Source organism: Streptomyces sp. NPDC005017, from assembly GCF_042873115.1.
Classification (GTDB): Bacteria; Actinomycetota; Actinomycetes; order Streptomycetales; family Streptomycetaceae; genus Streptomyces.
This window is the reverse complement of record NZ_JBIALD010000024.1, coordinates 72,799-94,704: the sequence shown is the minus strand read 5'-3', so window position 1 is coordinate 94,704 and position 21,906 is coordinate 72,799. Positions and strand designations below refer to the sequence as shown.

The 21,906-nt window shown below is 70.7% G+C and carries 19 protein-coding genes and 1 tRNA gene; 17 read left to right on the top strand and 3 right to left on the bottom strand.

Going from position 1 to position 21,906, the window contains the following annotated elements; genetic code table 11:
• Positions 1–5: 5 nt before the first annotated feature.
• The 3 genes from ACFYR0_RS29515 to ACFYR0_RS29505 form a co-directional block, all read right to left on the bottom strand.
• Positions 6–596 (bottom strand): hypothetical protein, encoded by a 591-nt coding sequence (locus tag ACFYR0_RS29515; protein ID WP_389334623.1) that lies wholly within the window; start codon positions 594–596, stop codon positions 6–8.
• Positions 597–754: 158 nt separating this feature from the next.
• Positions 755–1,459: a DUF6338 family protein gene (locus ACFYR0_RS29510; protein ID WP_389334620.1), complete on the bottom strand. Its 705-nt coding sequence runs from the start codon at positions 1,457–1,459 to the stop codon at positions 755–757.
• A gap of 232 nt (positions 1,460–1,691) precedes the next feature.
• Positions 1,692–1,763: transfer RNA gene (locus tag ACFYR0_RS29505), tRNA-Arg, on the bottom strand.
• 193 nt (positions 1,764–1,956) lie between these two features.
• Between ACFYR0_RS29505 and ACFYR0_RS29500 the strand changes: the two genes are divergently transcribed.
• From ACFYR0_RS29500 to ACFYR0_RS29420, 17 genes are all read left to right on the top strand, one after another.
• Positions 1,957–2,415, top strand: a complete 459-nt coding sequence (locus tag ACFYR0_RS29500) for a response regulator (RefSeq protein ID WP_389334618.1) — start codon at positions 1,957–1,959, stop codon at positions 2,413–2,415.
• A gap of 122 nt (positions 2,416–2,537) precedes the next feature.
• Positions 2,538–3,545 carry an ArgS-related anticodon-binding protein NrtL gene (gene nrtL / locus ACFYR0_RS29495; protein ID WP_389334615.1) on the top strand — a complete coding sequence of 336 codons (1,008 nt, stop codon included), beginning with the start codon at positions 2,538–2,540 and terminating at the stop codon, positions 3,543–3,545.
• Positions 3,546–3,560: 15 nt separating this feature from the next.
• Positions 3,561–4,952 carry a diaminopimelate decarboxylase gene (gene lysA, locus ACFYR0_RS29490; RefSeq protein ID WP_389334612.1) on the top strand — a complete coding sequence of 464 codons (1,392 nt, stop codon included), beginning with the start codon at positions 3,561–3,563 and terminating at the stop codon, positions 4,950–4,952.
• 161 nt (positions 4,953–5,113) lie between these two features.
• The gene (locus ACFYR0_RS29485; protein WP_389334749.1) at positions 5,114–6,412 is read left to right on the top strand and encodes a homoserine dehydrogenase; all 1,299 of its coding nucleotides are present in this window, start codon (positions 5,114–5,116) and stop codon (positions 6,410–6,412) included.
• Positions 6,413–6,418: 6 nt separating this feature from the next.
• On the top strand, positions 6,419–7,477 hold the full coding sequence (gene thrC, locus ACFYR0_RS29480) for a threonine synthase (protein WP_389334609.1): 1,059 nt from the start codon (positions 6,419–6,421) through the stop codon (positions 7,475–7,477).
• Between the two features lie 304 nt (positions 7,478–7,781).
• Complete coding sequence (gene thrB / locus ACFYR0_RS29475) at positions 7,782–8,711, top strand: homoserine kinase (RefSeq protein WP_389334606.1); 930 nt, start codon at positions 7,782–7,784, stop codon at positions 8,709–8,711.
• A 422-nt stretch (positions 8,712–9,133) separates the two neighbouring features.
• Entirely contained in the window at positions 9,134–11,173 is a 2,040-nt protein-coding gene (rho, locus tag ACFYR0_RS29470; RefSeq protein ID WP_389334603.1) for a transcription termination factor Rho, read from the top strand.
• A gap of 203 nt (positions 11,174–11,376) precedes the next feature.
• Positions 11,377–13,071, top strand: coding sequence for a trypsin-like serine protease (locus tag ACFYR0_RS29465; RefSeq protein ID WP_389334600.1), 1,695 nt, complete (start codon positions 11,377–11,379; stop codon positions 13,069–13,071).
• A gap of 205 nt (positions 13,072–13,276) precedes the next feature.
• Positions 13,277–14,398, top strand: coding sequence for an LCP family protein (locus ACFYR0_RS29460; protein ID WP_389334597.1), 1,122 nt, complete (start codon positions 13,277–13,279; stop codon positions 14,396–14,398).
• 154 nt (positions 14,399–14,552) lie between these two features.
• Complete coding sequence (gene rpmE / locus ACFYR0_RS29455; protein ID WP_389334594.1) at positions 14,553–14,774, top strand: 50S ribosomal protein L31; 222 nt, start codon at positions 14,553–14,555, stop codon at positions 14,772–14,774.
• A 109-nt stretch (positions 14,775–14,883) separates the two neighbouring features.
• Positions 14,884–15,960 carry a peptide chain release factor 1 gene (prfA, locus tag ACFYR0_RS29450; protein ID WP_386380963.1) on the top strand — a complete coding sequence of 359 codons (1,077 nt, stop codon included), beginning with the start codon at positions 14,884–14,886 and terminating at the stop codon, positions 15,958–15,960.
• A gap of 39 nt (positions 15,961–15,999) precedes the next feature.
• Complete coding sequence (gene prmC, locus ACFYR0_RS29445) at positions 16,000–16,845, top strand: peptide chain release factor N(5)-glutamine methyltransferase (RefSeq protein WP_389334591.1); 846 nt, start codon at positions 16,000–16,002, stop codon at positions 16,843–16,845.
• A gap of 52 nt (positions 16,846–16,897) precedes the next feature.
• Complete coding sequence (locus tag ACFYR0_RS29440) at positions 16,898–17,545, top strand: L-threonylcarbamoyladenylate synthase (RefSeq protein ID WP_389334588.1); 648 nt, start codon at positions 16,898–16,900, stop codon at positions 17,543–17,545.
• Positions 17,542–18,210, top strand: coding sequence for a protein-tyrosine-phosphatase (locus tag ACFYR0_RS29435; protein ID WP_389334585.1), 669 nt, complete (start codon positions 17,542–17,544; stop codon positions 18,208–18,210). Before ACFYR0_RS29440 ends, ACFYR0_RS29435 begins: the two co-directional genes overlap by 4 nt.
• An 82-nt stretch (positions 18,211–18,292) precedes the next feature.
• Positions 18,293–19,534, top strand: coding sequence for a serine hydroxymethyltransferase (glyA, locus tag ACFYR0_RS29430; protein WP_389334581.1), 1,242 nt, complete (start codon positions 18,293–18,295; stop codon positions 19,532–19,534).
• A 162-nt stretch (positions 19,535–19,696) separates the two neighbouring features.
• Positions 19,697–21,031, top strand: a complete 1,335-nt coding sequence (locus ACFYR0_RS29425; RefSeq protein ID WP_389334578.1) for an MraY family glycosyltransferase — start codon at positions 19,697–19,699, stop codon at positions 21,029–21,031.
• Between the two features lie 299 nt (positions 21,032–21,330).
• A complete protein-coding gene (locus tag ACFYR0_RS29420; protein ID WP_386380969.1) occupies positions 21,331–21,777 on the top strand; it encodes a hypothetical protein in 447 nt (148 codons plus the stop codon).
• Positions 21,778–21,906 lie beyond the last annotated feature (129 nt).

The window sequence follows — 21,906 nt, the reverse complement described above, 5'->3', positions numbered from 1 at the left end:
TCTCACTATGAGTGATCGTCACCGCGTAGCGACTCCGGCCCCTGTAGTAGTTCGCAAACCTCTTCGGAGCTATTCATGCCGTTGGCCTCCCAGATCTCCCCGCAACGGCGCAGGATTTCGTCCGCGTCCTCGGTCAGCACCTGCCGAATCCTGTCCTCTTGTGGGAAGGCTTCAGTTACTTCCGTCCCAGCTGTGTCGCGAGACGCATCTTGAAGCGGGACAACTGCGATTACGACGAGGAGGTTCGGGTGGGGTGCCTTGTAGATCACGAAGTAGTCCGGGAGATCATCCGCATTCGATGTTGACACCAGGCGCCATAGAAACGTCTTATCATCTGACGTCAACTTCCCTTCGAGGGCGCTCTGTTCGTCTGGTTCCGGTGACAGGCGTGCGGTTGCTCGAAGGATCTCGGTAGCGTGCTCAGGGGGTAGTTCGCGTAGCTCGCGCACTGTGCTGGGTAGCCAGTAGACCTCGATGTGGCCTTCAGTTCGCAGGCGGACCGTTGCTGAGGACGCGCTCGATGCGCGCAGGCGCACGCTGCGAGGGGTCGACTCACCGGAGCCATAGATCATCCCGCGCACGTGACGTTTGATCACTCCTGCGCTCTCCCTTTCAGCCGTGAGCTCATCTTCCGATCGACCGAGACGTACAGTGGCCTTCGGCGCGGCTGTTGTCGCGACCCTCAAAGACAGGGGCGCAACTGCCCCTGACCCGTAGATCATGCCGCGAGGGCGGCGCTTGATCACAGACATGTTCACTGCCCTTCCTGGTCCATGACCTCGTATGCCTCTAGCCACAGAACGTTTTCGCGCCTCAAGTAGATGCCCGGCTCGTAGACCGGATTCTCTTGGCCGTCGAGTCGTAACTGACCTTGGTCATCAAGACGCACTTGCGCCTCCAGCCACACGTCCCCCTCCGACTCGCCGGCGGGGGTGACTGACTGGGGTCCAAAATACCCAGCCACCACCGTCGCATCCTCGTCGTTAAGCTGCGCTCTGACAACTAGGGCGCGGCCTGTCCCGGTGTTATTTCCGCCTCCCCCGTACTTGAAGAGCGTTTGCCACGCGCTCCGCGAGAGCGGCTTTCCGATGACGATGTCCTGAGCCTTAGTGCTGTTTCGTATCAGAAACGCCACAAAGGCCCCCAATAGTATTGGGACGGCCACGTACCCCGCGATCACCCAGTAAAACCACTGCGGCAGGTCGTTCGTTGTAAACCTGTTCACGTAGACGACACGGCCCGCTACTGAGCGTTGGACATGCCAGATGTGTGTGTACAGCATGTACAGCACCCAGAAGAAGGGCAGCCACAGCACTGCACTAGCGGCGATGAAGCGCATCGTGCGGTCGGCTACATCCCCGCCATATCGCTGCAAGAGCGCCTCGATCGTGTAGACGAAGAGTGCTCCAGGCAGCAGCGCGAGAAGAGCCAGCACCAAGAACGGCAGTGTCGTGCTCATGTGCCCTCCCGTGAGAGGTGCGACTCCCTCCATGATCCGGCATTCCCGGCGTTGACGCCTCTTCACGGAGAGGCGTCCGGTTCAGGGCGGAGGGGGCGGCCGAGTGTGTCGGAGGTGTGTCGCGAACGCTGAGAGACAACAAGAGAGGGCGGGAGTCAGTGAGACTGACTCCCGCCCTCTTCTGTCGGCATCCGCCCTGGTCAGCGCCTGATTTCTGCTGATCCTCGGCGAGTGCCCCCGGCAGGATTCGAACCTGCGCACACGGCTCCGGAGGCCGTTGCTCTATCCCCTGAGCTACGGGGGCGTGTCGGTTGCGGAGCGTGTTGCTCGCGGCGACGGGTAGAACACTACCAGCTCTCTCGGGGTGGTCATCAACGGGTTTGCGGGTGGGTCCGGGTGTCCCCCGCCCGGGGTGGAAGTCGGGAAAAGCCGGACGCGATGGCCGGTCTGGACCTACTCTCGGGTTTGTGCCAGGCGCGTCGGGCCGGGTGCTTGTTGTGGACGACAACAAGGTCATCCGGCAGTTGATCAGGGTCAATCTCGAGCTGGAGGGCATCGAGGTCGTGACCGCGGCCGATGGTGCCGAGTGTCTGGATGTCGTCCATCGGGTCCGCCCCGACGTCGTGACGCTCGATGTCGTCATGCCCCGGCTGGACGGTCTGCGGACCGCCGCCCGGCTGCGTGCCGACCCGCGGACCCGGCATCTTCCCCTCGCCATCGTCAGCGCCTGCACCCAGTACGAGCTGGACACCGGCCTCGACGTCGGCGTCGACGCGTTCCTCGCCAAGCCCTTCGAGCCGAACGAACTCGTGCGGCTCGTGCGGCAGTTGATCGAGCGCAAGACCGATCGTGAGCGGCGCGCCGCCGACCGGGAGCTCGACACGCTCGACGACCTCGGGGAGGCGGACGGGGCGGCCGCCGCGTACGGCAGCGCCCTCGGCAGCTGCGAGGGCTGACCCGGCCGTCGTGTCGCCCGTGAGCGTCGGCCTCCCCGGCGTGTCCACCCTCACGTCCACATCCCGGACCATCGCCCAAACCGGCTCGCATACCCACCCCCCTCCTCCCATACGCTTGTCCCGTGACCCCCGTCGAGCTCTCGCACACCGTCCTGCACGCGGTTCGCCGTGCCGTGGACACGGGTGAGCTCAGCGTCGACCTGCCCGAGCGGGTGGTCGTCGGGCCGCCGGGGGCCGGCGGCCGCGGGGACTACGCCACCAACGTGGCGATGCAGCTCGCCCGGTCGGCGGGGCGGCCGCCGCGGCAGGTGGCCCAGGTGCTGCTGCCCCATCTCCGTGCGGCGGAGGGCGTCACCGACGTCGTCATCACCGGGCCCGGCTTCCTGAACATCAGTCTGGACGGGCGGACCGGCGCCGAGCTGGTCCGGAAGATCCTCCGCGAGAACCTCCGGTACGGGCACTCCGACGCCCTCGCCGGTCAGGTCGTGGCGCTGCTGGTGCCGTACGAGGTGCGCGCCGAGGTCGTCGCCGACGCCGTGGCGCGGATCGTCGCCTCCCAGGGCGGCCGCACCGACATCAGCCACCTCAGCCAAGGCGACCCCGGCCGCGGCAACACCCCCGCCCCCCACCCCCTCCGCCCCGTCCCCGCCCCCCAGGACCCCTCCGTGCTCGGCCCCGACGCCTGCCGCTGGGCGCTGCTGCACCCCGCCCCGCACGACCGGCCCCGGATCGGTGCCGAGCTGCTGGTGCAGCGGGAGAGCAACCCGCTGTTCCGGGTCCGGTACGCGCACGCCCGCACCAGGGCGCTCGGCCGCAACGCCACGGACCTCGGGTTCCGTGCCGAGCCCGGGCCCGTGGCGGGCGCGGACTCCGGCCGGCTCGAGGCGCTGCTCGCCGACCACCCCCGCATCCTCGCCGCGTCCGCCGCCCACCGCGCCCCGGACCGGCTCGCCCGGCATCTCGTCACCGTCGCCGATGCCGTCCTCGTCCTGCTGCCCGGCGTGCTGCCCCTCGGTGAGGAGAAACCCTCGGCCGCCCACCGCGCCCGGCTCGCCCTCGCCGAAGCCGCCGGGACGGTGCTGGCCGGTGGCCTGTCCCTGCTCGGCATCGACGCACCCGACCACCTCTGAAAGAGACAGCCAACGATGAGCCGTTCCGCCCACCCCGCCGGGCCCCGTCACGCCGACGTCCTTCCCGAGGGCCACTACAGCGCCCCGCCGACCGACCTCAACGCCCTCGACACCAAGGTGTGGGCCGAGACCGTCGGCCGGACCGAGGACGGCGTGGTCACCGTCGGCGGCATCGACGTGAAGGCGCTCGCCGAGGAGTTCGGCACCCCGGCCTACATCCTCGACGAGACCGACTTCCGGGCCCGTGCGCGTGCCTGGCGCACCGCCTTCGGGCCGGACGCCGACGTCTTCTACGCGGGCAAGGCGTTCCTGTCGCGGGCGGTCGTGCGCTGGCTGCACGAGGAGGGGCTCAACCTGGACGTGTGCTCCGGCGGCGAGCTGGCCACCGCGCTGTCGGCCGGGATGCCCGCGGAGCGCATCGCCTTCCACGGCAACAACAAGTCGCCCGCCGAGATCCGCCGCGCCGTCGAGGCCGGGGTCGGGCGGATCGTGCTCGACTCCTTCCAGGAGATCGTGCGGGTCGCGCACATCGCGCAGGAGCTGGGCAGGCGGCAGCGGGTGCAGATCCGGATCACCGTCGGCGTCGAGGCCCACACGCACGAGTTCATCGCCACCGCGCACGAGGACCAGAAGTTCGGCATCCCGCTCGCCGGGGGCCAGGCCGCCGAGGCGGTGCGCCGGGCGCTCAAGCTCGACGGGCTGGACGTCATCGGCATCCACTCGCACATCGGGTCGCAGATCTTCGACCTGTCGGGCTTCGAGGTCGCCGCGCACCGCGTGGTCGGGCTGCTGAAGGCCATCCGCGACGAGCACGGCGTCGAACTGCCCGAGATCGACCTCGGCGGCGGCCTCGGCATCGCCTACACCAGCGACGACGACCCGCGCGAGCCGCACGAGATCGCCAAGACGCTGACCGACATCGTCACCCGCGAGTGCGAGGCCGCCCGGCTCGCCACCCCGCGCATCTCCGTGGAGCCGGGGCGCGCCATCGTCGGTCCCACCGCCTTCACGCTGTACGAGGTCGGCACGGTCAAGCCGCTCGACGGGCTGCGCACCTACGTCTCCGTCGACGGCGGCATGTCCGACAACATCCGCACGGCGCTGTACGACGCGGAGTACAGCGTGTCCCTCGTCTCCCGCACCTCCGACGCCGGGCCGATGCTCTCCCGGGTCGTCGGCAAGCACTGCGAGAGCGGCGACATCGTCGTGCGCGACGCGTTCCTGCCGGCCGACCTGGCACCCGGTGACCTGATCGCCGTACCGGCGACGGGCGCGTACTGCCGGTCGATGGCCAGCAACTACAACCACCTGCTCAAGCCGCCGGTCGTCGCGGTCCGGGACGGCGAGGCACGGGTCATCGTGCGGCGCGAGACCGAGGAGGACCTGCTCCGGCTCGACGTGGGGTGACGGCGCCCGCGCGGGCCACGAGGACGGCGGTGGAAGATCTCCTGTCTTCTACCCTCCGGCAGATGAAATAGATGTCTCACGATCCGGACCAGGGGCAGAAAGTCCGGTCCGGTGAGTGAGACTGGACCAACCTGAACGGTATGAGGAAACGAGGTCGGATGATGCGTACGCGTCCGCTGAAGGTGGCGCTGCTGGGCTGTGGAGTGGTCGGCTCAGAGGTGGCGCGCATCATGACGACGCACGCGGCCGACCTCGCCGCCCGCATCGGCGCCCCGGTGGAGCTGGCCGGCGTGGCGGTGCGGCGGCCCGACCGGGTGCGCGAGGGCATCGCGCGCGAGCTGATCACCACCGACGCCACCGCGCTTGTCAAACGAGGCGACATCGACGTGGTCGTCGAGGTCATCGGCGGTATCGAGCCCGCCCGCACCCTGATCACCACCGCCTTCGAGCACGGCGCCTCCGTCGTCTCCGCGAACAAGGCCCTGCTCGCCCAGGACGGCGCCGCCCTGCACGCCGCGGCCGAGGAACACGGCAAGGACCTCTACTACGAGGCCGCCGTCGCCGGGGCCATCCCGCTGATCCGGCCGCTGCGCGAGTCCCTCGCCGGCGACAAGGTCAACCGGGTGCTGGGCATCGTCAACGGCACCACCAACTTCATCCTCGACAAGATGGACTCCACCGGCGCCGGCTACCAGGAGGCCCTCGACGAGGCCACCGCCCTCGGCTACGCGGAGGCCGACCCGACCGCCGACGTGGAGGGCTTCGACGCCGCCGCCAAGGCCGCGATCCTCGCCGGTATCGCCTTCCACACGCGCGTGCGGCTCGACGACGTCTACCGCGAGGGCATGACCGAGGTCACCGCCGCCGACTTCGCCTCCGCCAGGGCGATGGGCTGCACCATCAAGCTGCTCGCCATCTGCGAGCGGGCCGCGGACGGCCGGTCCGTCACCGCGCGCGTGCACCCCGCGATGATTCCGCTGACCCACCCGCTCGCCTCCGTGCGCGGCGCGTACAACGCCGTGTTCGTCGAGTCCGACGCCTCCGGGCAGCTCATGTTCTACGGCCCCGGCGCGGGCGGCTCGCCCACCGCCTCCGCCGTGCTCGGCGACCTCGTCGCCGTCTGCCGCAACCGGCTCAGCGGGGCAACGGGGCCCGGCGAGTCGGCGTACGCCGCCCTGACCGTGTCGCCCATGGGCGACGTCGTCACGCGCTACCACATCAGCCTGGACGTCGCCGACAAGCCCGGCGTCCTCGCGCAGGTCGCGACCGTGTTCGCCGAGCACGGCGTGTCCATCGACACGGTGCGCCAGCAGGGACGGCAAGACGGCGTCGGCGAGGCCTCCCTCGTCGTCGTCACCCACCGCGCTTCCGACGCCGCCCTCACCGGCACCGTCGCGGCGCTGCGCAAGCTCGACACCGTGCGCGGTGTCGCCAGCATCATGCGGGTTGAAGGAGAGTAACCAGCAATGACCCACCAGTGGCGCGGCATCATCGAGGAGTACCGGGACAGGCTGCCGGTGTCCGACACCACGCCGGTCGTGACGCTCCGCGAGGGCGGCACGCCCCTCGTCCCGGCGCAGGTCCTCTCCGAGCGCACGGGCTGCGAGGTCCACCTCAAGGTGGAGGGCGCCAACCCGACCGGTTCCTTCAAGGACCGAGGCATGACCATGGCCATCTCCAAGGCCAAGGAGGAGGGCGCGAAGGCGGTCATCTGCGCGTCCACCGGCAACACCTCGGCCAGTGCCGCCGCCTACGGTGTGCGCGCCGGCATGGTCTCGGCCGTGCTCGTCCCGCAGGGCAAGATCGCGCTCGGCAAGATGGGTCAGGCCCTCGTGCACGGCGCGAAGATCCTCCAGGTCGACGGCAACTTCGACGACTGCCTCACCCTCGCCCGCGACCTCAGCGAGAACTACCCCGTGGCGCTGGTGAATTCCGTCAACCCGGTGCGTATCGAGGGGCAGAAGACGGCCGCCTTCGAGATCGTCGACATGCTCGGCGACGCCCCCGACGTCCACGTCCTGCCGGTCGGCAACGCGGGCAACATCACCGCGTACTGGAAGGGGTACACGGAGTACGCCCGTGACGGCGTCGCCGCCCGGACCCCGCGCATGTGGGGCTTCCAGGCCTCCGGCAGTGCCCCCATCGTGCGCGGCGAGGTGGTCAAGGACCCCTCGACGATCGCCACCGCCATCCGCATCGGCAACCCGGCCTCGTGGGACTACGCGCTGGCCGCGCGGGACGAGTCGGGCGGCCTCATCGACGAGGTGACGGACCGTGAGATCCTGCGCGCCTACCGGCTGTTGGCCGCGCAGGAGGGCGTCTTCGTCGAACCCGCCTCCGCCGCCTCCGTCGCCGGTCTGCTGAAGGCGGCCGAGCAGGGCCTGGTCGACCCGGGCCAGCGCATCGTCTGCACGGTCACCGGCAACGGCCTGAAGGACCCCGACTGGGCCGTCGCCGGCGCCCCGCAGCCGGTCACCGTCCCGGTCGACGCGTCCACCGCGGCCGAGCGCCTCGGTCTGGCCTGATCCACCCGCCCGGCCGGACACTTCCTCGTCCGGCCAGGTCACCGGACGCCGTAGGGGTATTCCCCGTGAAGGGTGCACGGGGGGCTTGCGACACGCATCGTGCGCCTCCTGTGCGCCCTATGTCGCCACAGAACCTTCCTTCGATAGGCTGTGGCGAACCCGCCTGCCGCATATGCCTGTGCGTTGCGTGCGGCACCGCGTCTCGGCCGCGGCCCGTGGGGTTCCGTCGGTACCTCATCGAACGTCTTCGACCGTCACGCAGCTCAAGTCGACAGTCACGCAGCTCAAGGAGAGTCATCGCGAGATGGCCGGTCCCGCCTTCCGCGCCGCCCCCGTCCGGGTGCGCGTCCCCGCCACCAGCGCCAACCTCGGCCCGGGTTTCGACTCCCTCGGCCTCTCGCTGGGGCTCTACGACGACGTCGTCGTCCGGGTGGCCGACTCCGGGCTGCACATCGACATCGCTGGCGAGGGCAGCGAGACGCTCCCGCGGGACGAGAAGCACCTCCTCGTACGGTCCCTGCGCACGGCGTTCGACGTGCTCGGCGGACAGCCGCGCGGCCTGGAGATCGTCTGCGCCAACCGCATCCCGCACGGCCGCGGCCTCGGCTCCTCCTCCGCCGCCATCTGCGCGGGCATCGTCGCCGCCCGCGCCGTGACCATAGGCGGCGAGTCCAGGCTCGACGACGCCGCCCTGCTGGAGCTCGCCACCGAGATCGAGGGCCACCCCGACAACGTGGCACCGTGTCTGATCGGCGGTTTCACCATCGCCTGGATGGAGGCCGGCGCCGCCCGTGCCATCAGGCTGGAGCCCGCCGATTCCATCGTTCCGGTGGTTTTCGTGCCCGGTAAGCCCGTGCTGACCGAAACCGCCCGCGGCCTGCTGCCGCGCACCGTCCCGCACGTCGACGCCGCCGTCAACGCCGGCCGTGCAGCCCTGCTCGTCGAGGCCCTCACCCGGCGCCCCGAGCTGCTGCTGCCGGCCACCGAGGACCGCCTCCACCAGGAGTACCGCGCGCCCGCCATGCCGGAGAGCGCCGCGTTGGTGGAGCGGCTGCGTGCCGACGGCGTACCCGCCGTCATCTCCGGCGCCGGACCCACCGTGATGGCCCTCGCCGACGCGGAGACGGCCGACAAGGTCGAGGCGCTGGCCGGTCCCGAATGGGCCGCGAACCGCCTGGGCCTGGACCTTCAGGGCGCCGGCGTGCTGCCGCTCGCCTCGGCCGGAGGGGAGTAGGGCACGCGATTGCCGGATTTGGAGAGGGGGAATGTTTGTTGGATCCGGTAGTGTTAATCTCAAGTCTGCACCCGACCCCACCATGGCGAGGTGCCTTGTGTCCCCGTCAGGGACAGACATTCTTCCGGGAGCCCCCCAAGCCGCACTGTGTTCCGTACGTCATACGCGGGCAGTACGCCGTATGCGGACACTGAGCGGTTCCACGGTGGGCGTACCCCCTCTGGGGGAGCTCCGGAATCGGTGCAACCACGCCACGTGACACTGGATGCCACGGCTCGGGGGAGCGCCATCACCAGATATCACGTCCGCCCTTCCGGCGGATTACCGCCCCGGCACGGTCCACACAGCAAGGACCGCAGCCGGACAGCACAACCGGTCGCCGAGCCAGACAGGCCGACGTCCGCTCCAGGGAAGGACCCTTCGTGAGCGACACCACCGATCTGATGGGCGCGCGTGTCGAGGAGACCGCTGCCGCGCCCGCCACGGACGCCTCCGCGCCTGCCACCGGTGCCGGCTCCCGGCGGCGCCGCGGTACCGGCCTCGAGGGCATGGTGCTTGCCGAGCTCCAGCAGGTCGCCTCCGGCCTGGGCATCAGGGGCACCGCGCGGATGCGCAAGAGCCAGCTGATCGAGGTCATCAAGGAGGCGCAGGCCGCAGGCGGCAGCGCCCCGGCGGCGAAGACCGACGCGCCGGCCGAGACCAAGCCCAAGCGCCGCGCCACCTCCCGCACCCGTACGGGCGACGAGGCCGCCGAGAAGAAGGCGGACGCCAAGGCCGAGGCCGTCGCCGAGAAGGCCGTCGCCCAGCAGCAGATCGAGATCCCCGGCCAGCCCGCCGGCGGCACCGGCCGTGCGGCCGAGCGCGGCGCGGAGGCCGAGCGGAGCGGGGACGAGGCACCCACCGAGCGCCGCCGTCGCCGGGCCACCGCCGAGGCCGGCAGCCCCGAGACCGTCACCGTCGAGGCGAAGACCGAGGCCAGGTCCGAGGCGCCCGCCGCGCAGGGCGACGCGAAGGGCGACGCCGACGGTGGCGAGGGCCGCCGTCGCGACCGCCGTGAGCGCGGCCGTGACCGCGACCGCGGTGACCGCGGTGACCGTGGCGACCGCCGCGGCAAGGGCGACGACCAGCAGGGCCAGGGCGGCGCGCAGCGCGGCCAGCAGCAGAGCCAGCAGCAGGGCGGCGGCCGCCAGGACCGCAACACCGGTCCGCAGGACGACGACGACTTCGAGGGCGGCCGGCGTGGCCGTCGCGGACGCTACCGCGACCGCCGTGGCCGTCGTGGCCGCGACGAGATGGGCCAGGAGCCGCAGATCGCCGAGGACGACGTCCTGATCCCGGTCGCGGGCATCCTGGACATCCTCGACAACTACGCGTTCATCCGGACCTCCGGCTACCTGCCCGGCCCGAACGACGTGTACGTCTCCCTCGCCCAGGTCCGCAAGAACGGCCTGCGCAAGGGTGACCACGTCACCGGCGCGGTCCGTCAGCCCAAGGAGGGCGAGCGCCGCGAGAAGTTCAACGCGCTGGTCCGCCTGGACTCCGTCAACGGCATGGCGCCCGAACACGGCCGCGGCCGCCCGGAGTTCAACAAGCTGACCCCGCTCTACCCGCAGGACCGCCTCCGTCTGGAGACGGACCCGGGCGTGCTCACCACCCGCATCATCGACCTGGTGTCGCCGATCGGCAAGGGTCAGCGCGGTCTGATCGTGGCCCCGCCGAAGACCGGCAAGACCATGATCATGCAGGCGATCGCCAACGCGATCACCCACAACAACCCCGAGTGCCACCTGATGGTCGTCCTGGTCGACGAGCGTCCGGAGGAAGTCACCGACATGCAGCGGTCGGTCAAGGGCGAGGTCATCTCCTCGACCTTCGACCGCCCGGCCGAGGACCACACCACGGTCGCCGAGCTCGCCATCGAGCGCGCCAAGCGTCTGGTGGAGCTGGGCCACGACGTCGTCGTGCTGCTCGACTCGATCACCCGTCTGGGCCGTGCGTACAACCTGGCGGCCCCGGCCTCCGGCCGCATCCTGTCCGGTGGTGTCGACTCGACCGCCCTGTACCCGCCGAAGCGCTTCTTCGGTGCGGCCCGCAACATCGAGGACGGCGGCTCGCTGACCATCCTCGCCACCGCGCTGGTGGACACCGGGTCCCGCATGGACGAGGTGATCTTCGAGGAGTTCAAGGGCACCGGCAACATGGAGCTCAAGCTCGACCGGAAGCTCGCCGACAAGCGCATCTTCCCGGCGGTGGACGTGGACGCGTCCGGTACCCGTAAGGAAGAGATCCTGCTCGGCAACGAGGAGCTCGCGGTCGTCTGGAAGCTGCGCCGGGTGCTGCACGCGCTCGACCAGCAGCAGGCGATCGAGCTGCTGCTCGACAAGATGAAGCAGACGAAGTCGAACATCGAGTTCCTGATGCAGATCCAGAAGACGACGCCCACGCCCGGCAACGGTGACTGAGCTTCGTCGAGCCGACAGCCGCTCGTGGGCCACGGTTCCTCCGTGGACCGACGGGCCGCGTGTCGAAGCAGTTCCACGCCCCTGAGGGGGTGTGTCCCGGAGGGCCGTCCTGTGAATCTGGGCGGCCCTTCGGGTTGTGTTCGTGGCGTGTAGGATCGCGTGCCTTGTATCGCCTTCGATTTCCACCCCCAGGGGGGACTCGCGTGGTTGTGTCCACATCCCAGGGGCGTAGCCGTAAACGCCGGATGCGGATCGCCCTGTCCCTCGGCGCCGCCGGTGTCGCCGCGGCCGTCACCGCCGTCGTGCTGACGCAGGTGGCGGGGGCATCGCCGGTGCTGCCCGAGCCGACGCTGGCGCCGCCGGGGCTGAGCACGCTGGGCGCGGGCGAGCTGGAGCGCCGGGTGGCGGGCGCGGTCGTGGGCGACACGGCCGCCGAGCCCGCGCGAGGCTCCGCCGCGGGGACCCCCGTGACGTCCGCCGCGGCCCCCTGGATGGCCCAGCTCTGGTACCACGACGACCGGGGCACCGGGGCGGCCTCCGACGACGTGGACCTCTTCTGCGCCGGGGTTGTCGTCGCGCCGACGAAGATCCTCACCGCCGCGCAGTGCGTCAAGGGCTACAACTGGTACGCGTACGGCGCCGTCGTCACCGGCACCGACCGGCTGCCCACGGCCGGCTCCGGCACGGCCGGCCTGCACGGCGGAACCGTCTCGCTGCCGCTGCGGCAGTACTACGACCCGGCGTACATCTCCGGCATCTACGCGGACGACATCGCTGTCATCACGCTGGACGCGCCGGTGAAGGCCGAGCCGATCCGCATGGCCACGTCGACCGACCCCGTGGCGTACGCCGCAGGCACCGCCGCCGAGGTCTACGGCTGGGGACGTACCGCCTCCGGCGGCGGGCATCCCGCGTCGGCCCTGCGCGTCGCCACGCTGAGGACGCGGTCCGACTGCGCCACCGCGGGCGTGTGCGCGCAGGGCGCGAAGCCGGCCCGCTGCACGGGCGACACCGGCGGCCCGCTCGTCGTGGGCGGCCGGGTCGTCGGCGTCGTCTCGGGGCGCCCGGGGGAGTGCTCCGGGGAGTTCTCCGGGCTCCGCGCCCACCTCGGCACGGTCTCCGCGCGGGTGGACGACGCCAACTTCAGCCGCGACCACCGGGCCGACGTGTTCTCCCGCCGCACAGACGACCGGACGGGCTTCTTCAAGACCTCCAAGGGCAGTTCGTTCGACCCGCGCGACGAGCTCGGCGTCTGGGAGGCCGCGGACCTGGTCGTCCAGACGGACCTGGACCGGGACGGCTTCCAGGACCTGGTGTGGCGCCGCGGCAGCGACGGCGGTGTCTTCTGGGCGCACTACGACCCGTTCCGCGAGGTCTGGTCGACGAAGCGGATCGCCGACGACTGGAGCACCCGCGCCCACGTCGTCGCCCCCGGCGATGTCACCGGCGACGGCCTGCCCGACCTGGTCTCGGTGGACGAGGCAGGTGTGCTGTGGATCCACCCCGGCCACGGCGACGGCACCTTCGCCGCCCCCGTGAAGGCCGGCTCCGGCTGGAAGCGCTACGACTTCGTCGTCGGCCACGGCGACCTCACGGACGACGGCAGGGCCGACCTGATCACCCGCGACGCCACCGGCCACGGCGTGTACCTCCACCAGGGCACCGGCAAGGCCGGCACCGACGCGTTCGCCCCGCCCGTCAAGGTGCGCACCTGGAAGGACTACGACGCCCTCGCCGCCGTCGGAGACGTCAACGGCGACAGCAGGGCCGATCTGCTCGCCCGCGGCCACGACGGCACGCTCTGGCTGTACAAGGGCACCGGGAAGGCCTCCGCGGAGATCTTCGACACACGCGTCGCGTCGGCGCCCGACTACGAGCAGTACGACCTGCTCGGCTGAAGCCGCTGGTCGGGGCGGGACCTTTCCCGTCCGGTGACCCTCCGTGTCCGTACGGCCGCACAGGTCGCCCGCAAGGTGCCGTGCAACCCTGCGCCGGGTTTACCCGTCTGACCCCACAGAGCGACGATGGTTCGGTGAGGGCCGATTCGACCTGGCCTGTCCGCCGATCCAGGGGGTACCCGACCGGGCGGGAGTCGAGGAGCGCATGTCAGCGGAAAGCACGCCGGGCGCCGGCATACCGGGCGCCCCGGGACCGAGCGAGCCCGGCAAGGGCCGTCGCCGCAAGCCCCGGGGCGGGCACACCGGACTGAGGATCGCCGTGTGGACCGCGGCGGGCGTCGTGGTGCTCGGCGGCGCCGGGGCCGGCTATGTGTACGTCAAGCTCAACGGCAACCTGGACAGCGTCGACATCAACCAGGCACTGGGCACCGACCGCCCCACCAAGGCCGACAACGGCTCCGAGAACGTCCTGGTCCTCGGCTCCGACTCGCGCTCCGGCTCCAACCGGAAGCTCGGCGGCGGCGCCGACGAGGGCAGCGCCCGCTCCGACACGGCGATGGTCGTGCACCTCCACAAGGGCCACAAGAAGGCCAGCGTGGTCTCCATCCCGCGCGACACCCTCGTCGACCGCCCCGAGTGCACCGACGCCGACGGCGTCACCCATGACGCGGCCCGGGGCGTGATGTTCAACTCGGCGTTCACCACCGGTGGCGCCGCCTGCGCGGTCAAGACCGTCGAGTCGATCACGGATCTGCGCATGGACCACTATCTGGAGGTCGACTTCAGCGGCTTCCAGAAGCTGATCGACGAACTCGGCGGCGTCGAGGTCACCACCACCCAGGACATCGACGACCCCGACAGCCATCTGAGGCTCGAGGCGGGCACCCACCGGCTCGACGGCGAGCAGGCCCTCGGCCTCGTCCGCACCCGGCACGGCGTCGGCGACGGCTCCGACCTCGGCCGCATCCAGCTCCAGCAGGCCTTCGTCAAGGCCCTCGTCGCCCAGCTGGGGGACGTCGGCGTCCTCGGCAACCCCAAGCGGCTCTACGACCTCGCCGACACCGCGACCAGGACCGTCACCACCGACAGCGACCTGGGCTCGGTCAACTCCCTGCTCTCCTGGGCGAGCGGCCTCAAGGGCATCGGCCCCGGCGACATGACCATGATCACGATGCCGGTCCAGTACGACCCGGCGGACCTCAACCGCGTCATGCTCGACGAGAAGAAGGCCGACCTGGTCTGGAGGGCCCTCAAGGCGGACCGGCCGATCCCCAGGGCCGCGACGACGGGCACGGCCACCGGCCAGGCGAAGTCGGTCGTCGAGTAGCCACCGCCGACCACACCCCGCGGGGAATACCTCACAGCCAGCCCCGGTTTTGGGAGATGGCGCCAGTCCTGGCAGACTGGTACGTCGGCTCCGGTTCACGCCGCCGCACTCCGCGGCAGGCGACCCGGCGCCCTCCCGATACCTAGGAGACACCTTGAAGCGCGACATCCACCCCGCGTACGTCGAGACGCAGGTCAGCTGCACCTGCGGCGCGTCGTTCACCACCCGCAGCACCATCGAGTCCGGCACCGTCCGGGCCGAGGTCTGCTCCGAGTGCCACCCGTTCTACACGGGCAAGCAGAAGATCCTCGACACCGGTGGCCGTGTGGCCCGCTTCGAGGCCCGCTTCGGCAAGGCCGCCAGCTCCAAGAAGTAGCGAGCCCCAACGCGCCGGTCCACGGCCACACCCCGCGCGGGTGTGCCCGGGACCGGCGTTTTTGGTCGCCCGCCCTTCACCCCCGTACACCCCCAACAGGAGCCCCAAGATGTTCGAGGCCGTCGAGGAACTGGTCACCGAGCACGCCGACCTGGAGAAGAAGCTCGCGGACCCCTCGGTCCACGCCGACCAGGCCAACGCGCGCAAGCTCAACAAGCGCTACGCCGAGCTCACCCCCATCGTCGCCACGTTCCGTTCCTGGAAGCAGCTCGGCGAGGACATCGACACCGCGCGTGAGCTCTCCGCCGACGACCCCGACTTCGCGGCCGAGGTCAAGGACCTCACCGAACAGCGCGAGCAGCTGACCGAGAAGCTCCGCCTCCTGCTGGTCCCGCGCGACCCCAGCGACGACAAGGACGTCATCCTGGAGATCAAGGCGGGCGCGGGCGGCGACGAGTCGGCCCTGTTCGCGGGCGACCTGCTGCGCATGTACCTGCGCTACGCCGAGCGCGTCGGCTGGAAGACCGAGATCATCGACGCCACCGAGTCCGAGCTCGGCGGCTACAAGGACGTCCAGGTCGCGGTGAAGACCAAGGGCGGCCAGGGCGCCACCGAGCCCGGCCAGGGCGTGTGGGCGCGGCTGAAGTACGAGGGCGGTGTGCACCGGGTGCAGCGCGTGCCGGCCACCGAGTCCCAGGGCCGTATCCACACCTCCGCCGCGGGTGTGCTGGTGACGCCCGAGGCCGAGGAGGTCGACGTGGAGATCAACCCGAACGACCTGCGCATCGACGTCTACCGGTCCTCCGGCCCCGGCGGCCAGTCCGTCAACACCACCGACTCCGCCGTGCGCATCACGCATCTGCCGACCGGAGTCGTCGCCTCCTGCCAGAACGAGAAGAGCCAGCTCCAGAACAAGGAGCAGGCACTGCGTATCCTGCGCTCCAGGCTGCTCGCGGCGGCGCAGGAGGAGGCGGAGAGGGAGGCCGCCGACGCCCGTCGCAGCCAGGTCCGCACCGTCGACCGCTCCGAGAAGATCCGTACGTACAACTTCCCGGAGAACCGCCTCTCGGACCACCGCGTCGGCTTCAAGGCGTACAACCTCGACCAGGTCCTGGACGGCGAACTCGACGCGGTGATCCAGGCCTGTGTCGACGCGGACTCGGCGGCCAAGCTCGCAGCCGCGTAAACAAGCGGGACGTACGAGTACCACTCACGGAGGACGAGCGTGAATCTGCTGCTCGCAGAGGTGGCCCAGGCCACCCAGCGGCTGGCCGACGCCGGCGTGCCCTCGCCGCGCACCGACGCGGAGGAGCTCGCCGCGTTCGTGCACGGCGTGAAGCGCGGCGAACTCCACTCCGTGAAGGACGCGGACTTCGACGCCCGCTACTGGGAGGTCGTCGCCCGGCGCGAGGCGCGCGAGCCGCTCCAGCACATCACCGGACGGGCCTTCTTCCGCTACCTGGAACTCCAGGTGGGGCCGGGCGTGTTCGTGCCGCGGCCGGAGACCGAGTCGGTGGTCGGCTGGGCCATAGACGCCGTGCGCGCCATGGACGTCGTGGAGCCCTGCATCGTCGACCTGTGCACCGGCTCCGGCGCCATCGCGCTGGCCCTCGCCCAGGAGGTGCCGCGCTCCAGCGTGCACGCCGTGGAGCTCAGCGAGGACGCCCTCGTCTGGACCCGCAAGAACATGGAGGGCTCCCGCGTCGACCTGCGCCAGGGCAACGCGCTGGACGCCTTCCGCGACCTCGACGGCCAGGTCGACCTGGTCATCTCCAACCCGCCGTACATCCCGCTCACCGAGTGGGAGTACGTCGCCCCCGAGGCCCGCGACTACGACCCGCAGATGGCGCTGTTCTCCGGCGAGGACGGCCTCGACCTGATCCGCGGCCTCGAGCGCACAGCGCACCGTCTGCTGCGCCCCGGCGGCGTGGTCGTGATCGAGCACGCCGACACCCAGGGCGGCCAGGTGCCCTGGATCTTCACCGAGGAGCGGGGCTGGGCCGACGCGGCCGACCACCCCGACCTCAACAACCGCCCGCGGTTCGCCACCGCCCGCAAGGCGATGCCGTGAGCAGCCCCCAGACTTCAGTCCGGCAGTACGTGCACGAGGAGGACCGCTAGACATGGCTCGGCGATACGACACCAACGACGCGACCGACCGCGTGACCGGTCTGCGCGAGGCCGCGTCCGCCGTCCGCCGTGGCGAGCTGGTGGTCCTGCCCACCGACACGGTGTACGGCATCGGCGCGGACGCGTTCTCCAAGGAGGCCGTGGGCGATCTGCTGGACGCCAAGGGCCGGGGCCGCAACATGCCCACGCCCGTCCTCATCGGCTCCCCGAACACCCTGCACGGCCTCGTCACGGACTTCTCCGAGACGGCCTGGGAACTGGTCGACGCGTTCTGGCCGGGTGCGCTCACGCTCGTCGCCAGGCACCAGCCGTCCCTCCAGTGGGACCTCGGCGACACCCGCGGCACGGTCGCGGTGCGCATGCCGCTGCACCCGGTCGCCATCGAGCTGCTCACCGAGGTCGGCCCCATGGCCGTGTCCTCGGCCAACCTCACCGGCCACCCCGCGCCGGAGGACTGCGACGCGGCCCAGCAGATGCTCGGCGACTCCGTCTCGGTCTACCTCGACGGCGGCCGCACCCCGGGCATCGTCCCCTCGTCCATCGTCGACGTCACCGGCCCGGTGCCGGTCCTGCTGCGCGAGGGCGCGCTGTCCCCGGACGAGCTGCGCAAGGTCGTACCCGACCTTGAGGTGGCCAGTTGACACCCCCGGACGCGGGGCGTGGCATAGGCGGCATCGGGGAGGAGACGACCACCTTCGGCTTCCCCCGGGACACCTTCCGCATCCTTCACGTCAGTACCGGGAACGTGTGCCGCTCACCCATCACCGAGCGGCTGACCCGGCATTACGTCACCCAGCGCCTCGGCGTGCTCGGTGGCGGCCTGATAGTCGAGAGCGCGGGCACCTGGGGTCACGAGGGAGCCCCGATGGAGGCGAACGCCGAGGCCGTGCTCGTCGAGTTCGGTGCGGACCCGTCCGGCTTCATGGGCCGCGAGCTCCTCGACGAGCACGTCATCATGGCCGACCTGGTCCTGACGGCCACCCGTGACCATCGCGCCCAGGTCATCTCCATGGGCCACTCGGCGGGTCTGCGCACCTTCACCCTGAAGGAGTTCACCCGTCTGGTGAAGGCGATAGACCCGGCGACGCTGCCGCCGCTGGAGGACGGTGTGGTGCACCGCGCGCGTGCGCTGGTGCGCGCGGCCGCCGCGCTGCGCGGCTGGCTGCTGGCGCCCACGGCGGAGGCGGACGAGGTCCATGACCCGTACGGCGCCCCGCTGGGCTTCTTCCGTTCCATCGGCGACGAGATACACCAGGCGCTCGATCCGGTCGTCACGGCGCTCACCGGGGTACCCGCGCGGATGTGACGGCCGCGCGGGTCCGAGGGCCCGGGCCTACATTGGACGTACGTCAGCGCCGACGTACGCCCGCTCGCCCCCGGAGCCCCCCATGACGGTCACTCCCGCCCTCGACGAGGTCGACGCGCTCCGGCGCCAGGACCCCGAACTGGCCGATGTCCTGCTGGGCGAGCGCCGACGACAGTCGACGACGATCCAGCTGATCGCCGCCGAGAACTTCACCTCGCCCGCCGTGCTGGCCGTACTGGGCTCACCGCTGGCGAACAAGTACGCCGAGGGCTACCCCGGCTCCCGCTACCACGGCGGCTGCGAACTCGTCGACGTGGCCGAGCGGATCGCCGTGGAACGGGCCACCGCGCTGTTCGGCGCCGGCCACGCCAACGTCCAGCCGCACTCGGGCTCCTCGGCCGTCCTCGCGGCCTACGCGGCGCTGCTGCGCCCCGGCGACACCGTCCTGGCCCTCGGCCTCACACACGGCGGGCACCTCACGCACGGCTCGCCGGCGAACTTCTCCGGCCGCTGGTTCGACTTCGTCGGCTACGGCGTCGACGCGGAGACCGGGCTGATCGACTACGAGCAGGTGCGCGCCCTGGCCCGCGCGCACCGCCCGAAGGCGATCGTGTGCGGCTCGATCGCGTACCCGCGGCACATCGACTACGCCCTCTTCCGGGCGATCGCCGACGAGGCGGGCGCCTATCTCATCGCGGACGCCGCCCACCCGATCGGGCTGGTGGCCGGGGGAGCGGCGCCCAGCCCGGTGCCGTACGCCGACATCGTCTGCGCGACCACCCACAAGGTGTTGCGCGGGCCGCGCGGCGGGATGCTGCTGTGCGGTCCGGAGCTGGCCGAGCGGGTGGACCGGGCGGTGTTCCCGTTCACCCAGGGCGGGGCGCAGATGAACTCGGTCGCCGCGAAGGCGGTCGCGTTCGGCGAGGCGGCCGGCCCGGCCTTCACGACGTACGCCCATCAGGTGGTGGCGAACGCGCGGGCGCTGGCGGCCGGGCTGGAGGCGGAGGGGCTGACCGTCACCACGGGCGGCACCGACACGCATCTGATCACGGCCGACCCGGCGCCGCTGGGGGTGGACGGCCGCGGGGCGCGCGGACGGCTCGCCGCCGCCGGGGTGGTCCTGGACTGCTGTGTGCTGCCGCACGGGGACACCAGGGGCCTCAGGCTGGGCACGGCCGCGGTCACCACGCAGGGCATGGGGAAGCCGGAGATGGCCCGGCTCGCCGCGCTCGTGGCGGGGGTGCTGCGGGACGAGGTGGACAGCTTCGGGGCCCGCGAGGAGGTGCGGGAACTGGTGGCGGCCTTCCCGCCGTATCCGGGCTGAGGCGGGGTAGGCGGACCAGGGCCCCGACCGGGGCGCGGGCCGGTGCGCGGCCGTCCGTGGAACCATCGTCGCTACCCGGAAGTCCCCACACATATGCGTCGCGTACGCGAGCGTCGCTAGGGTGTGGGGCTGTGATGGCCAGCGAGACCTGTGGGGAAGCCCGTGCGTGAATACCTGCTGACGCTCTGCGTCACGGCCGCGGTGACGTATCTGCTGACAGGGCCGGTACGGAAGTTCGCGATCGTGGCCGGGGCTATGCCGGAGATCCGGGCCCGGGACGTGCACCGGGAGCCCACTCCGCGGCTCGGCGGTATCGCCATGTTCTTCGGACTGTGCGCGGGCCTGCTGGTGGCCGGGCACCTGGCGAACCTGAGCGAGGTCTTCGAGACCTCCAACGAACCGCGCGCGCTGCTCTCCGGTGCCGCGCTGATCTGGCTGATCGGTGTCCTCGACGACAAGTTCGAGATCGACGCGCTGATCAAGCTGGGCGCGCAGATGATCGCCGCGGGCGTGATGGTCATGCAGGGTCTGACGATCCTGTGGCTGCCCATCCCGGGCGTCGGCAACGTGGCGCTGACCCAGTGGCAGGGCACCCTGCTGACCGTCGCCCTGGTCGTCATCACCATCAACGCGGTGAACTTCGTCGACGGCCTGGACGGCCTCGCGGCGGGCATGGTGTGCATCGCGTCGGCGGCGTTCTTCCTCTACGCGTACCGGGTCTGGGTGTCGTACGGCATCGAGGCGGCCGCTCCGGCCACGCTGTTCTCGGCGATCCTGATGGGCATGTGCCTGGGCTTCCTGCCGCACAACATGCACCCGGCCCGGATCTTCATGGGCGACTCGGGCTCGATGCTGATCGGCCTGGTGCTGGCGGCGGGCGCGATCTCCGTCACGGGGCAGGTCGACCCGGACGCGCTGAAGCTGTTCGCGGGGTCGGAGAAGGCGGCGGTGCACCAGACGGTGCCGGTCTACATCCCGCTGCTGCTGCCGCTGACCATCATCGCGATCCCGGCGGCCGACCTGATCCTGGCGATCGTGCGCCGGACCTGGCGGGGGCAGTCGCCCTTCGCCGCGGACCGCGGGCATCTGCACCACCGGCTGCTGGAGATCGGCCACTCGCACAGCCGTGCCGTCCTGATCATGTACTTCTGGTCCGCGCTGATCGCCTTCGGCGCCCTGGCCTACTCCGTGAACTCCGCGTCCATGTGGATCGTGCTCGGTGTCGTGGTACTCAGCGCGATCGGTCTGATCCTTCTGCTGCTGCCCCGTTTCACGCCCCGCGCGCCCCGCTGGGCCGAGCGCTTCGTGCCGCCCCGCTACCGCCGTCGCCGCGGCGAAGCGGAACCGTTCGCGGAGGCGGTGCCGGAGACCGCGGAGCCCGGTACCGCGGAGCCGCGCACGCCGGTCGCGGCCGGTGTCCCCTCGGTCAACGGAGCGACCGCTCTCAGCGCCCGTCCGCACGTCATGGATCGGGGCAAAGCGGAGAGCTCGCGCTGAGGTAAAGGTAAGAATCTGACTAGAGCATTGCCAAGTCATGGGGGAACGAACCGGGCCAATATCAGGCAAGTCGGCTCGGTTTCTGCACAGACGCGCACCTTCACTCTCATGTGTGACGGCAGGCACACTCAGCAGGTAAAGACCTCATCAAATAGTTTGTGATAGCGTTCACGAGAACCCGGGATAGAGCCGAAGGACCGTAGTGCGACGGCCCGCTCGGACGTGAGTTTCCCTCTCGGCCCGGGACTACGCTCGTCCATGACGACACCCCTGCCCCCTGCGAAAGCGGAGTTGCCGCCATGCCGTCCAATGACGTCCGGATCCTTGCCCAGGCCGCTGTACCCACAGCTGCCGTAGGGGCGGTCGCGGCCGTCGTGAGCGGTGTGGTGGCCGGCGGCGAAGGAGCGGTGGGGGCCGTCGTCGCGACGCTGGTCGTCATCCTCTTCATGGGGATCGGCCTGTACGTGCTCCAGCGCACCGCCAAATCGCTTCCGCATCTGTTCCAGGCCATGGGCCTGATGCTCTACGCGGCGCAGATCCTGCTGTTGTTCATCTTCGTCGCCGCGTTCAAGAACACCACGCTGTTCAACCCCAAGGCCTTCGCGCTCACCCTCGTCGTCGCCACCCTGACGTGGATCGCCGCACAGACGCGGGCGCACATGAAGTCCAAGATTCTCTACGTCGAACCCGACTCGACCTCCTCCTCGACCGGTGACAAGCCCGGAAAATCGGGGCACTCGTCGTGATGGGTAGGGCCGGGATAAAGACGCCTGAGAGATGCTGCTATCGTCCGGTGCCAACTGCGGCATCGCGGGCGCGGGCATCCGAGCTGACGCCTGTTCGATCGCGAGGCGAGATGCCCCACAGCCGCCCCC

What these genes read in the sequence shown, in the direction of transcription:
- ACFYR0_RS29510 (WP_389334620.1), bottom strand. Translation starts at nt 1,459, where the DNA reads ATGAGCACGACACTGCCGTTCTTGGTGCTGGCTCTTCTCGCGCTGCTG.
- lysA (WP_389334612.1), top strand. Translation starts at nt 3,561, where the DNA reads ATGAGCCGTTCCGCCCACCCCGCCGGGCCCCGTCACGCCGACGTCCTT.
- ACFYR0_RS29485 (WP_389334749.1), top strand. Translation starts at nt 5,114, where the DNA reads ATGCGTACGCGTCCGCTGAAGGTGGCGCTGCTGGGCTGTGGAGTGGTC.
- thrC (WP_389334609.1), top strand. Translation starts at nt 6,419, where the DNA reads ATGACCCACCAGTGGCGCGGCATCATCGAGGAGTACCGGGACAGGCTG.
- thrB (WP_389334606.1), top strand. Translation starts at nt 7,782, where the DNA reads ATGGCCGGTCCCGCCTTCCGCGCCGCCCCCGTCCGGGTGCGCGTCCCC.
- ACFYR0_RS29460 (WP_389334597.1), top strand. Translation starts at nt 13,277, where the DNA reads ATGTCAGCGGAAAGCACGCCGGGCGCCGGCATACCGGGCGCCCCGGGA.
- prfA (WP_386380963.1), top strand. Translation starts at nt 14,884, where the DNA reads ATGTTCGAGGCCGTCGAGGAACTGGTCACCGAGCACGCCGACCTGGAG.
- ACFYR0_RS29440 (WP_389334588.1), top strand. Translation starts at nt 16,898, where the DNA reads ATGGCTCGGCGATACGACACCAACGACGCGACCGACCGCGTGACCGGT.
- glyA (WP_389334581.1), top strand. Translation starts at nt 18,293, where the DNA reads ATGACGGTCACTCCCGCCCTCGACGAGGTCGACGCGCTCCGGCGCCAG.
- ACFYR0_RS29420 (WP_386380969.1), top strand. Translation starts at nt 21,331, where the DNA reads ATGCCGTCCAATGACGTCCGGATCCTTGCCCAGGCCGCTGTACCCACA.